The following is a 13,169-nucleotide window of genomic DNA, read 5'->3' on the forward strand; positions in this document are numbered from 1 at the left end:
ACCTCGCAGATAAGCCTTATCCCACTCGTCCTGTAAATGCGAATCAGTACGTTAATTCTAATTTGTACTCAATGCCAGAATGCATCAATGCAGATTAAAGAAGCGAGTGAATGCCCATTTCTGAATCAAGAAAAGGGTACCTGTTTTATAACAACTTGGTTAATTGCTACTTGTAAAAAAAAGGAAATTACGGTAGGCGTGTTTGAGTTACCATAAAACTTGAAAAAAATATTTGACATAGTACGCTTATCTTTTAAAAAAAGACAGCCATTTCTGACTGTCTTTTTTTAACATTTTTCTGTTATTTAGTAAGATTATAGACCAACAGTAAATTCTACAGATACAGTTACTCCACTAGTATATTTAAATGTTGCTGTAAACTTATCTCCCATTTTAGCTCCAGTAATATCTGTATCTACAGTACCATTATTAGCAACTGTTAGAAGAGATCCGTCTACCTTTGATAGATTAGTTATTGTTATTACTGGAGTTTCAGTTATAACAACACCATATTGATCTTTTACTAGAGTTGTATCAATTACTGCAGCTAGGTCAGTAGCTGAAATTGTACCTGAATGGATTGTTGCTTTTCCATCAGTTACTTTAAGGCTATCAAATGCAACTGAAGTTACTTTTGGAGTTATATTAGATACTAATAACTCTTTTTCAAGAATAGCAGCAGCCGCACCATTAGCATCATTTACAGTTACTAATACATTTACTTTAACATCTTTATAATTTAAAGTATTGTCTAAGAAATCATTAGCTATATATCCGTTAGTATACACATCACTAACTACATTTGCAGCAACAGATAATTTACCATCAGTTGTTACAGTATAATCAGCCGCAGGTAATAATACTTTTGTACCATCAGCCATTACACCATATACATTTACAGTTTTGTTATACTTAGCGTCTGCAGTATTATTAGCATCTCCATCATTATACATAGTTCCTAAATCAGCTACTTCAAAACTTGCATAAGCGGATTGATCAACTTTTGTGAATGTTACAGACTTAGCACTTGAAGCTAAAGTTGTAACACCGCCATCTATTGATAATGCAAACACTAATTTTTCAGTTGCATTTAAACCAGCATCAGTTTTTGCAGCTACGGTAATTTTTTCAGTACTACCATTTAGTACTTGAGTTGCTAAATCTTCAGCATAAACAGTTGATACTACAGTAAATGGAGACTTGTCAGTACTTGGTTTTTCAGAAGTTACAACAATTTGATTTGCTGAACCATTTAACCATGTTTCTACATCAGCATCTTGTATTGTACGTCCGTATTGGTCTTGGATAATTAAATCTTTACCAAGAATATCAACACTATTACCACTTGCAACTTTTGTTGCTTTTGTAGCATCTAATCCTACGATTGCAGTAGGTCTAGCTGTTTCTTTAACATTCAACATTAAGCTAGAGAAGCTTCCACTTTCTGCAACTAATGATGTTAAATATACAGGTGCATCATTAATATCTGTAGCTCCGGCATCTGCAGGGGCTGTATAGTATAATTTTGCACTTCCATCATTTTGTTGTTCAAATTTAAGACCTGTAGCTAATGTAACTTTACCATCTAAAGCAGCAAACTTAGTCACAGGATTTCCATATTGGTCAACAGCAGTAAATGGGATTTCAACTTTTTCACCTTCAGCTACAATCTTATTTGGAGCAGAAAGTGTAAATGTTTTTACAGCTGCTACTGCTTGAGCTTCGATAGAGTAAGTGGATACTTTTCCAGTTACTTTTGAAATTGCTTGTATAGTTACAGAACCACCTTTATTTACTGATGTTCCAGCAACTAAAGTTACTGCTTCATATGTTACATCATCAATAGTAACATCTGTTGTTTCAGCGTACCCTGTTGAACTTACAAATAATGGGTTGTTAGATGTAAATACTAAATCAGAGTGTGCTGGATTGGACATAACATTTCCGTATTGATCTTTCACTCTAAATAATAGTACATATTTTCCGTCTGTGAATCCAGCTGGTAAATCCTCTAATTTGTTTGTTAGAGTATTATATACACCTTTAAATTCTACAGAATCTGCTTGAGCTGCTAAACCTATTTTTACTTCCCCATTAACAACTGTACCAGTTGCAGCGTGAACACCTGTAATATACACAGTTGCTCCAGGAATGAAATCTAATCCTCCTGCTGCTGTGATTACAAAAGTTCCTTTAATTGTATCTTCATTAGCAACAGCTTCACCAGTTGAAATTGTCCAGTTGATGGATTGGCCAGTCATTTTCTCGCCATATTGGTTTAAAACTTCATAACTTACTAATGCTTTTTTGTTATCTGTTGCTAATCTAGGAGCAATGTCAGAAGTAATATTTATTTTAGATACTTTAACATCCTGTACTGATACAGTTGATGTTAATGCAGTCTCTGTTAATCCTTCAACTTTAACTGTATAATCACCTTTGGTTAAGTTGGTTGTAGTTGTTAGGACTACAGATTTTTTATCTGCTGAGAATTCAACTTTATCTATACTTACAGGCACAGCACCTTTAACAACAGTTACAATTGCCTTAGTTGTATCTACTTCTTTGTTAAAATTAACTTCTAATTTTTTAGCACCAACTGCGCTTGCGGAAACAATTGCAGGTTGTTTAGAAGCTTGGTATGCTTCATAAGTAGCGTAAGTACCAACTACTAAGTCAGCACGACTAGCATCTACAGTGAAATCACCAAAAGCAGCTAATACTCCCGCTTTAACTGCAGCAGCTACTGATGCAGTTGCCCAAGAAGCAGTCTTACCTTCTACAGTAGCATTTTCATCTACTGGTAAATCTAAAGCACGAACCAATACCATTGCAAGTTCTTGCAGACTTACTTGATCGTTAGGACGAAAACCGTAAGTCCCATCTGCCTTTTTACCACCTTGCATTAATCCAGCTTTAACCACTGCACCGATGTATCCTTGAGTGTAAGCCCAATGATCTTGTGGCTCATCTTTAAATAAATCAACTTTACCAGTAACTGGTGCTAATTCAAATGTGTTTACTAAAACTTTTGCTAGTTCTGCACGAGTCATTGTTTTGTCAAGACCAGCAGTACCATCAGCATATCCATCCATAACTCCAGCATCTTTTAATGCTTGGAATTTGGCATCAGGTGTTAGACTAGCATTAGCAGCAAACGCAGGTGTAACCATTGTAAGTACAAGTGCGAATACTAAGAATGCGTTTAATAGTTTTCTCATAACCTTTGTTTCTCCTCCTCTAATTCTGTTTGGTTGAGAGTTATTTAGTCTTTTATAGCTCTGTTCTCTCATGTCCCGACACCCCCTCTCCTGAGTTGAGCAATATATCTCTATTTATATATTTTATGTCTACGGTAATTTAACCGTAGAAACTTGTTAACATCATTAATGGTACAATCTGCTAAAAAACTACTTAATTGATTATACAATGGGTTTTCTAGTTCGTAAAGGGTAAAGTTTCCATAAATAGTTTATCTTTTATACTTCACGATTATGGGTTTTGTTATGTCTGACTTGCTGAATATATGGTATGAATTTCCTATACAACATATTAGACGTATATTTAGCAAAAAAGTTTCACCTCTTTTTTAAAATTTTTTTAAGTTCTCTTTTGTACTTATACTTTGAGTAACTTATTGCCTATGCTACAATACTCTATGTGAGGTGTACTATATGTTAAAACGATATTTAACAACCAATGACTACGGGGAAAAGTCCATTATAATTCGCAAATCAGAATTTATTGGCTATGTGAAACATGCAACAACTGAAGAAGAGGCAAATGCTTTTATTGAGTCGATTAAGAAGAAGCATTGGGATGCGACTCATAATTGTTCTGCTTATGTGATTGGGGAGCATGACCAATTTCAAAAAGCGAATGATGATGGGGAACCTAGTGGAACAGCAGGAAAGCCTATCTTAGAAGTAATAAAAAAGATGGGTCTAAAAGATACAGTTGTGGTAGTTACCCGGTATTTTGGCGGGATTCTGCTTGGTGCTGGTGGTTTGATTCGTGCCTATGGCAAGGCCGCAAAAGAAGGTATTTTGGCTGCTGGGGTGATCGAGAGAATTCTTTATCGACAGGTACATGTTACGATCGATTACACTTGGTATGGCAAAATGGAAAATGAGATGAAGAATCGTGGTATCACTGTACATGATGTACAGTTTCTTGAGAATGTGATGATGACGCTATTAGCGGTTGATGGGGAAGAAGATCAGCTGGTAAATATGGTTACGAATCTTACTAATGGACAAGCGAACCTAACCATAGGGGAAGCTCTTTATGTAGATAAAGCTTATCATTTATATGGAGAAGAAGAGGACGAAGAAGAGGAAATTGAGTAACAATGAGGGGTTTGTATATTCCATAAGCAACGACCTTTGGGAGTGTATTTCTTACCTTATTATTTATTCGAAGAAATACACGGACGACGGAGTGCGTTGGAATATACAAACCCATTTCTTTATCAACACTATCCCATCTTATCTACTCTTTATAACCCTCCACAAGAACTTTGGTAGGTTCATCATCCGGCCGGCACGTGTTGGCTGTTTGATTAGACGATGAAGCCATTCTAAGCCAAGCTTTTGCATCCAGACTGGTGCCCGTTTAACATTGCCTGTGAGCACGTCAAAGGTTCCGCCAACGCCCATGACGTATTGAACTGGAAGTTGATCCAAATACTTGGCAATCCACTTCTCTTGACGGGGTGAACCTAAGGCCACAAAGAGATAGTCTGGTTCTGCTTGTTGAATTTTCCTTACAATCTTCTCATGATCCTTTTCATAGCCATCTTGAGTACCTACGACTTGTAGATTAGGATAGCGTTGTTGTAGGATTTCTCCTGCTTTTTGCACAACATCAGGTGCAGCGCCATAAAGGAAGATCTTCTTCCCATCTTGAGCGGCCACTTTCACCATCTCTTCAAACAAGCCAACCCCTGTGACACGAGGAATCGGGGGTAAATCTAATATCTTCCCTGCTACCACTAATCCAACACCATCTGCAATCAATAGGGTGGCTTTATTTTCAATAATCGATGACAGTTCTTCATCTTGCAAAGATTTCATGATCTTTTCAGGATTTTGAGCAATCACAAATTGCTTCTTCCCTTTTTTCATTTGCTCTCGAAGATAATTAACAGCTTGCTGCATATTTACTAGATTGACAGGTTTGCCTAAAATTCTAACCTTTCGTAATTCCATCAATTCTTGTGTATCCATCGTTATCCCCTTATAGGTTCACTTACTTTTTAGACATGAGATTGCTTTAAATTGCAAAATAATCAAAGCCTAATTCTTTGACCGTTGCTTTATCAAATAAATGCTTGGTATCGATTAAGATCGGTTGTTGTTCCATTTTTTCTTTGATCCAGTTGAGATCAAGGTTGTCAAATTCCATTTGTTTTGCTAAAACAATCAACGCATCGGCATGTTCAACGGATTGTTCTAATGAATCGACTGCATAGGAAACATGGGAATGGGTTGCAGGATCAAATGCTTTTACATTTGCCCCTCTGTCTACTAGAATTTTGCAAACATCATGAGCAGGGCTGATCCGATCGTCGTTAGAATAATCCTTCATTGCTAAGCCTAAGACACTCACTTCTGCATCTTGTAAGGTTTTCCCTTGCTTCTCCAACATGTATTCTAGCATATCTACAATTCGATGAGGGACTTGATCATTGATCATTCTTGCCATTTGCAACAAGGATAGATCAATATTTAATTCTTCTTTCTTAGGACGTAGATAATAGTATGCATTTGGTAAACAGTAGCCACCTACACCTGGACCAGGAATAAGTAGATTGACTCGTTTATGGGTATTGGCCATCCGGAAGGTTTCCATGGTATCGATACCTAGTGCTTGGCAGAATTGAGCAAATTGGTTTGCCATGGCTATATTAACATCACGAGATACGTTCTCAAACACTTTTGCTGCTTCAACGATTTTCATATCAGAAGCGATGTGGATTTCTGCTTTAGAGATGAGGCGTAAGACCTCTTTTGCTTTTTCCGCACTTTCTGGCGTGATTCCAGCCACTACAGTTGGCATGTTTTCAAATTCTTCAAAAGCTTTACCTTCCGCAATACGCTCTGAAGCATAGGCAAGGTAAAAATCTTTACCAGCAATTAGTCCACTTTGTTTTTCTAAAATAGGTTTGGCAATTTCTTCTGTTGTTCCAGGTACAACGGTGCTACGAATAATGACGACATCACCTTGTTTTAAGCCTTTACCAAGGTCCATCATAGCTGATTCAAAATAATCATATACAGGCATGCCTTCTTTTACAGGAAGGCCTACGGTCACAATATAAGCATAAGATTCTGCAAAGGCATCGTTATAGTCTGTTGTTGCTTTAAATGTACCTACAGTTAATGCATCCTTCAAGATGTCTTGGATGGGTTTTCCGTTATATTGTTCTAAGTGATAAGTCACCCCGTTATTCAAATCTTCAATTAAGGATTGATTTACATCTAAGCCAATCACATCATAGCCACGCATGGCAAAGCTTAAAGATAAGGGTAACCCTACAAAACCTAAGCCAATCACTGTAATTTTTTTTCTTTCCATGAATATTCCCTTCTTTACTCATTTATAAGTACTACATGATATAAGTTTGTATATACAAACCCAAAATGATAAGTAATTTAAACTCTATTTTTAAACATTATTTAAGCAACTGTTTCGCAATCTCAGCATTGGTTAAAGCGATTTTTTTCATTTCTTCAACAGGTCGTTTCATCTGTTCGCTAATCTCATGGCGATTAGCCATCCAGTCTTTCAATCGCTGAGTAAAATCTTGTTCCTTTTCCTTGATTCTTTCGATCGGCCAGCTGTATTGGTCGATCTTTGCTCTCTCCATAAACCGAAAGACCTTTGGATCATAAACAAGGCCAAAGGAAGGAACATGAGATATGGCACTTAAGATAATGGCATGTAAACGCATGGCGATGACGCCATCCATTTCCTTTAACATCGCTGCCATTTGTTCTGGGGTATAGGTGCCTTTTACAAGATAGGCTTCTTCACTTCCTAGTTCATTTAAGATCTGTTGACTAATCCTTTCATCTTCGCCAAATTGAAAAGGAAAAAAGATGATCTGCACATCATACTCTTCTTGCAACTGTTTTAAGGAACGAACAAGAGTTGGGATATATTGATGGTCTCCATCCCAGGAACGTAAGGAGATGCCTAGCTTGATCTTTTCCTGATTGATTGGAATCTCTGCCTGCTTGAGTAGTGCTAATCCATCTGATTCAATCTGAATCCCTAAAGCAGGATCTGCTGTTACTTCTGTAGGTGGACGATTTACACCAACTTCCTTTAATAACGCTAATGAGGGTTGATCACGAACCGTAATCCATTCCACACGATTGGAGATCCAACGAACTAATCGTTGTGCTTTACTTGTTCGTAATGGTCCAATTCCTTGGGCATAGTACATCACAGGCGTGCCTGCTAATAAAGCAATCATCACTCGGCTTAACCAATAAGGGACGACTCGACTAGAATAGTCTTGTAGTAAACCACCACCACCAAGGATAAAAAGTTGGCTTTTGCGAAGTTGCCGATAGATGGCACCTAAGCCGTCAAAACGACGACCAATATAGAGGCTATTCACCCCATGAATCTGTTTGGTTTGTTCTGGATCACGGCTAAGAACAGTAATATCTGTCATTCCTTGCTGTTTGAGGGCATGAATCATGCCGGTGAGAATCGCCTCATCTCCTGTATTGTTCGCCCCATAATAACCTGCGATCGTAACACCTTTCCTCATGATCCCACCTCTTTTTTTCTCGCTGATTTTTTTCCAACTTGTACTTCTTTATATACTTCGATTGTATTCTTAATAAATTGTTCGGCAGTAAAATGTTTTAATAATGTTTGATAACCATTTTCTGCAAGCTTTTGTTTTAATTCAGGTTGGACCAAAATCTCCTGAATTCGAGCTGCAAATTGTTCAATATCTCCACTTGGCACATAAAAACCATTTCTCGCTAGTTGAATCACTTCTGACATGCCTCCTACATCAGTTACAACGACAGGAGTATGAGATGCCATCGATTCTAGCAATGTAATCGGTAAACCCTCCATATTGGAAGTTAATAAGAACAAATCTGCTTCTGACAATAAAGGGTAAATATCTTTGCGAAAGCCAAGAAAGCTAACCTGTTGTTCAATATTTAGTGAATGAGCCATTTCTTTTAGTTCAGCATGTAGTGGCCCATCGCCAACGATCACACCATGAAAAGGGATGCCATTTTGCTTTAACAGGGCAAAAACCTGTAATAGCATCGTCTGATTTTTAACCCTTTCCAAACGGCCAATGGTCATTAAGATCGGAATATCCTCTTTAAGACCAAGTTCTTTCCTTAAAAAAGGCTCTGGTTTTGTGCCGATTGGAAAATCTGGGGATAATCCATTGTATACCACATTGATTTTTTCAGGGCGTATCCCATCTTGTTCTAACTCTTTTTTTAAAGAGCCTGCAACAGCGATGAACTTCTTGGTAAAAGACCTTGTCAATTTTTCAATCCGATGATAAAAAAGCTTCTTTAATGGATGAGCATAATCATGATAAATCGAGCTATGGATGGTCGTAAGTACCGGTATTCCTGTCATTCGCGTTGCTAATCGACCAATAAAATTAGCCCGAACCCCATGGGTATGCACGATATGTGGTTTTTTCTTCTTGATATATTCATGAAGCTGTTGGATGGCACGCAAATCTAAGATATGCTTCATCGGGAAAATGGTGACTGGAATCGAATGGGCTCGTGCTGATTCTGCAACCACATCATCAATAAAACAAACGATTTCCACTTGGATTCCCTTTTTACGTAATTCTTTTGAAAGGGTAATGATGTGGTTTCGGGAGCCCCCTTTTTCCCCACCACCAATCACTTGCATGATTTTCATAGATTACACTTACCTTTCCTTAGATTAATGCATTTGTATATTCCAACGCGTTCCGTCATCCATGCCTTTCTCTGATTAAAAGAATAGGTGAGAAAGGCATTCCTGAAAGTCACTGCTTATGGAATATACAAATCCCAGCAACAATATGAAAGAAAGTTTACACTTTCTTTCTTAAATTCCAATGTAGGGCGAAGAGCATTCCGATAAAGGCATAGAAGTAAACGGCATCGGTTAATGCCTCTAAGATGCTTGCCGTTACGTTTTCGATCGCCATGGTCATGATGGCACCAGCAATCCCCATCAAATACACCTTTTGTTTCACTTCTGTTGCCTTGCCATACATGATATGAGCAACGAGCATAATGCTAAGAATTAAAGCGATAAAGGCAATTGCGCCCAGAATCCCCATTTCTGCTCCAAGTTTAATATAATGATTATCTACCCAAGTGGCAAATGGAATATTATGCCTTTGGGGAACAGAATCGCCAAACATCCCTAACCCCACACCAAAAATAGGGTTTTCTTTTATTTTTTCAAAGGCAGCCATCCAAAACGCTATCCGTCCATATTCACTGCTCATCTGATAATAAGTAGGGTCAAATAATTTCGCAAAACGATTGATGACACTCTCTGGCATGACAAAAGGTGTGATCGCTCCTACCACAGGTAAGGCAAGTAACCACCACTTGTTCCATCTAAAAACAAAGAATATAGCCATCACAAAGAAAGCAATCCAAGCACTTCTTGAAAAAGTAAGGAGTAAAGCAATTAAAATTGGAATCGTAGCTAGAAAGTAAAAGATTTTCTGTTTCTTATCCTTTAAAAATAAGAAGGATGCCAAGGTAAAGGAAAGAATCATATTAAAATACCCAGCTAAGGCATTGGGATTGCTAAAGATGGATACTATACGAAACTGTTCCGCATCTTTTTTATGTTCCCAACGTACGCTCTCAATTTTAAAAATATATTGGATGATACCAGCAATCGCAATCAATACCGTACTAATCACTAAAATCTGAATAAAACGGTCGATCATTTCTTCATCATCTAAGGTATATAAGGTAAGTAGAGCAAATAGCATAGGCTCAAAGATCACTCTACCCGCATCAATACTTACAGATAGCGGAACCACATTGACAATTATCGATCCGATAGAAAAGAATAAAAAGGTATAAAAAGGCCATTGAACATATTTTGGAATCGCTACATATCTTGGTTCATTTCGTTTTTCAAACCATACTGCAACGATGATTAATAGTAAGAAAAGATCATCCCATACACTTCCAATAAACGAGGGTAGACCCAATCGTATCCCGAAATCTAACCAAGGGTAGATTGCGAGAATCCATAACAAACGATGTAAGTTCTTCATGATATCGGTTTTCACGCCTTTCTTTAATTCTTACGCAGTAATTTCTTAGCACGTGTTTTTAACCAGTCTACTTCCGGAGTATCCATTTTAAATGTAAGGAAAATATACAGCAAACCGCCAATGGCTAGACTTACAAAGGTACGAAGCCAAAGCTCTATACCCATCGGCTTTGACCAAATCAAGAGAAGCCCTTGATAACTCCCCCAAGTGATAGCGGTAAAAATCAAAGCGTTGCGCCAGATTTTCCACCAAATTTTCCTCTCTTGTGTGACGTCTAATGTTCCAATCTTTTTCACTAGCTTACGTCTTAAACGAATGTAAGCAATAATCGAGGAAATGGAAGTTGAACCAGCAACAGCGATCATCCCTAATCTTGGCACAAAGATCACCATTAACGCTACATTGATCGCTACTAATATAACACTATTAATCACAGGTGTCCAAGTATCTTGCAATGAATATAAGGCCCTTGTGATCACATCACGCATAGCAAATGGCAGGATCGTAAAGGAATAGGCAGCCAAGGCGATTGCTGTTAATTGAGCAGCATCTGCATCAAATTGTCCCCTTTGAAACAAGATCGAGATAATCGGTTCTGCTAAAGCCACAAAAACACCAATCACAGGCAATAGTAGAATGGCTAATAGATGATAGCTCCGTGATAATAATTCCTTTGTCCCTTCGATATCCTGCTTGGAGATCTTATCTGCAATCATAGGAAACAAAGGCAAAACCATCGAACCAACAAATAAACTAAGTGGTAGCTGTGTCACCCGATTGGCATAGTTTAATGCGGCTAGACTTCCTTCTGGTAAGGTAGATGCCAACATTCGATCGGCAATCGTATTTAATTGAAAGGCACCAATACCAATAAAAATAGGAAGAATTAGCTTCCCCACTTGCTTAATATCTTCATTCCACCATATTCTTGGTTGAAAGGAAATCCCCTTCTTGATCGTAACAAAAAGTGCTAGAATTAACTGCAAACCAATCCCGATCGCCATCCCAATAATTAAGCTTTTGACCCCATAGGACTTGGCAAAAAATACAGTAGCAATAATCACCCCTGTGCTATAAAAAATCGGCCCAAGACTAGGAATGAGAAAGTGCTGATAGGCATTTAGGATCGATGAAAACAAACTGATTAAGCCAATCGCAATCAGTGCTGGGATAATGATTTGGATCATTTCAACCGTTAGATTTCTTGCTTCTTCACCAAACCCCATTACATAAACCCCTGCAAACTCCTCAACAAAGAGGAAAAGCAAGGAAGCAAGTCCGATCATTACAAGACTTGTTAAGGTAAATGTACTACTAACCAGTTGTTTCAAACGTAAGGTTTCTTTTTGGTTCCTTAAGCGAATAATCAAGGGAATTAAAGCGGCAGATAAAGCTCCACCAGTAATGGTTAATAGCAAATTGGGAATCGTCGATACCGCTACAAAAATATCTGCTTGGTGGCTTGTCCCAAACTCTGCAGCAATAAATACTTCTCGTAAAAAGCCAATGATTTTACTTAAAAAGGTAACGCCCATTAAAAGAATTGTTGCACCTAGTATCTTCTTAGCTTGTGACATATGTTCTGTTCTCCTCAGCTTGTCCCTCTTCAATATATTTAACCGCTTGTTGCCATCTAGCATCCCAGGAATTGGCTTTGCCAACCTCTTGTCTTTTTTCGATTCTTTGCTTTTCTTTTTCACTGGGTTGAATGGTTCGGCGAATCGCTTCGATCATTTCCTCTTCATTTCCGGCAATCTCTACCACCTCTTGATAGGCAACAACCTCTGGTAAAGGTGTAGAAACCACTGGTTTTCCTGCAGATAAGTATTCAAATAGTTTAATTGGATTGACGCTTTCTGTAAGTTTGTTAATCTTAAACGGAATCAAACAAGTATCAAAATGAGCAATATATTCAGGCAGCTGCTGATAAGGTTTTGCACCTAGCATCGTCACATTAGGCAATTGTTTTAATTCATCCACATTAGTTGCAACAGGACCAATAAAGACAAAAGAAACCTCAGGCATTTGCTTTGCTACTCTTGTTACAAGGGGAATATCGATCCAGTCACTAATTCCTCCGACAAAGCCAACGATCGGATGAGGGACTTGCTGTAACACTTCTGGAATTTCGACTATGCCAGCATCTGTGCCTTTTCCTTCTCCTTTTGCTTTGCCTTCTCTAGCAAAATGCTCATATTCTGCTCCATTTGGAATCAAGTAAAAATGTTTGCTCCAATCTTTGCGATCTTCCATCAATTGTTTTGCAGTGGCAAAAGAAAGATCTGCTTGTCCCATTAATTCCTTTTCCATTTGGTAGACAAGGTCTGCATTGATTAACCCTGTAAAAGCACCATGATCATCGACACAATCATATATGACTTTACGGAAATTAAAATAAGGGAGAAGGTCTACTGCATTTGGTAAAAAAGCATACAAATCGATTTGAATAGGTTCTTGATTACCATCGGAAAATTTTGTTTTCAATGCCCGTTTGATCGTTTTCGCTATCCACCATTGATTGATTTTGTTAATCACACGAATTTTATTGCCAAAGGGTAAGGTAGGAGGTGGTGCCAACAAATAGACTCCATCTTCTACATGGCGTAATCCTTTTAACCAATTCCTCCAACGATTTAACATCTGTTTATTTTTCAATGGTGCAATCAATGTTGCAGGTGGTTCTAGATAAATCACTGTCCACCCAGTCTTTGCACTTCTTCTCATGAAATGGTGGGGACGGTGTTGAATTCCTTCCCATTCCCCTGCTGAGATGGCAAGCATGATTTTTTCCATCCTCTTACCCCTTTCGTTAAGTTTGTATATTCTAACGCGCTCGTTATTTATACAAACCACAAGATTCTTATCTGTG

General features: G+C 38.0%; 9 protein-coding genes. 1 reads left to right on the forward strand and 8 read right to left on the reverse strand.

All coding sequences use genetic code 11. The features are described 5' to 3' along the window. Positions 1–314 precede the first annotated feature (314 nt). The gene (locus TEPIDINF_RS10300) at positions 315–3,293 is read right to left on the reverse strand and encodes an S-layer homology domain-containing protein (RefSeq protein WP_421691932.1); all 2,979 of its coding nucleotides are present in this window, start codon (positions 3,291–3,293) and stop codon (positions 315–317) included. A gap of 381 nt (positions 3,294–3,674) precedes the next feature. Here TEPIDINF_RS10300 and TEPIDINF_RS10305 point away from each other — a divergent pair, with 381 nt between their 5' ends. Continuing rightward, on the forward strand, positions 3,675–4,349 hold the full coding sequence (locus TEPIDINF_RS10305) for a YigZ family protein (RefSeq protein ID WP_421691933.1): 675 nt from the start codon (positions 3,675–3,677) through the stop codon (positions 4,347–4,349). A gap of 138 nt (positions 4,350–4,487) precedes the next feature. Here TEPIDINF_RS10305 and TEPIDINF_RS10310 read toward each other — a convergent pair whose 3' ends face one another. From TEPIDINF_RS10310 to TEPIDINF_RS10340, 7 genes are all read right to left on the reverse strand, one after another. After that, positions 4,488–5,228, reverse strand: a complete 741-nt coding sequence (locus TEPIDINF_RS10310) for a WecB/TagA/CpsF family glycosyltransferase (RefSeq protein WP_421691934.1) — start codon at positions 5,226–5,228, stop codon at positions 4,488–4,490. Positions 5,229–5,274: 46 nt separating this feature from the next. Beyond that, a complete protein-coding gene (locus TEPIDINF_RS10315; protein ID WP_421691935.1) occupies positions 5,275–6,579 on the reverse strand; it encodes a nucleotide sugar dehydrogenase in 1,305 nt (434 codons plus the stop codon). Between the two features lie 97 nt (positions 6,580–6,676). Further along, a complete protein-coding gene (csaB, locus tag TEPIDINF_RS10320; RefSeq protein WP_421691936.1) occupies positions 6,677–7,786 on the reverse strand; it encodes a polysaccharide pyruvyl transferase CsaB in 1,110 nt (369 codons plus the stop codon). Beyond that, positions 7,783–8,928 (reverse strand): glycosyltransferase family 4 protein, encoded by a 1,146-nt coding sequence (locus TEPIDINF_RS10325; protein ID WP_421691937.1) that lies wholly within the window; start codon positions 8,926–8,928, stop codon positions 7,783–7,785. The genes csaB and TEPIDINF_RS10325 overlap by 4 nt, the downstream gene beginning before the upstream one ends. Positions 8,929–9,085: 157 nt before the next feature. Next, positions 9,086–10,300 carry an O-antigen ligase family protein gene (locus TEPIDINF_RS10330; protein WP_421691938.1) on the reverse strand — a complete coding sequence of 405 codons (1,215 nt, stop codon included), beginning with the start codon at positions 10,298–10,300 and terminating at the stop codon, positions 9,086–9,088. Between the two features lie 23 nt (positions 10,301–10,323). Continuing rightward, positions 10,324–11,877 carry a murein biosynthesis integral membrane protein MurJ gene (murJ, locus tag TEPIDINF_RS10335; protein WP_421691939.1) on the reverse strand — a complete coding sequence of 518 codons (1,554 nt, stop codon included), beginning with the start codon at positions 11,875–11,877 and terminating at the stop codon, positions 10,324–10,326. After that, on the reverse strand, positions 11,864–13,093 hold the full coding sequence (locus TEPIDINF_RS10340; protein ID WP_421691940.1) for a glycosyltransferase: 1,230 nt from the start codon (positions 13,091–13,093) through the stop codon (positions 11,864–11,866). Before TEPIDINF_RS10340 ends, murJ begins: the two co-directional genes overlap by 14 nt. Between the last annotated feature and the right edge of the window lie 76 nt (positions 13,094–13,169).

The sequence above is a fragment of the Tepidibacillus infernus genome (assembly GCF_048898065.1).
Taxonomy (GTDB): Bacteria; Bacillota; Bacilli; order Tepidibacillales; family Tepidibacillaceae; genus Tepidibacillus_B; species Tepidibacillus_B infernus.

What these genes read in the sequence shown, in the direction of transcription:
- TEPIDINF_RS10315 (WP_421691935.1), bottom strand. Translation starts at nt 6,579, where the DNA reads ATGGAAAGAAAAAAAATTACAGTGATTGGCTTAGGTTTTGTAGGGTTA.
- TEPIDINF_RS10305 (WP_421691933.1), top strand. Translation starts at nt 3,675, where the DNA reads ATGTTAAAACGATATTTAACAACCAATGACTACGGGGAAAAGTCCATT.
- TEPIDINF_RS10340 (WP_421691940.1), bottom strand. Translation starts at nt 13,093, where the DNA reads ATGGAAAAAATCATGCTTGCCATCTCAGCAGGGGAATGGGAAGGAATT.
- TEPIDINF_RS10325 (WP_421691937.1), bottom strand. Translation starts at nt 8,928, where the DNA reads ATGAAAATCATGCAAGTGATTGGTGGTGGGGAAAAAGGGGGCTCCCGA.
- murJ (WP_421691939.1), bottom strand. Translation starts at nt 11,877, where the DNA reads ATGTCACAAGCTAAGAAGATACTAGGTGCAACAATTCTTTTAATGGGC.
- TEPIDINF_RS10310 (WP_421691934.1), bottom strand. Translation starts at nt 5,228, where the DNA reads ATGGATACACAAGAATTGATGGAATTACGAAAGGTTAGAATTTTAGGC.
- TEPIDINF_RS10330 (WP_421691938.1), bottom strand. Translation starts at nt 10,300, where the DNA reads ATGAAGAACTTACATCGTTTGTTATGGATTCTCGCAATCTACCCTTGG.
- TEPIDINF_RS10300 (WP_421691932.1), bottom strand. Translation starts at nt 3,293, where the DNA reads ATGAGAGAACAGAGCTATAAAAGACTAAATAACTCTCAACCAAACAGA.
- csaB (WP_421691936.1), bottom strand. Translation starts at nt 7,786, where the DNA reads ATGAGGAAAGGTGTTACGATCGCAGGTTATTATGGGGCGAACAATACA.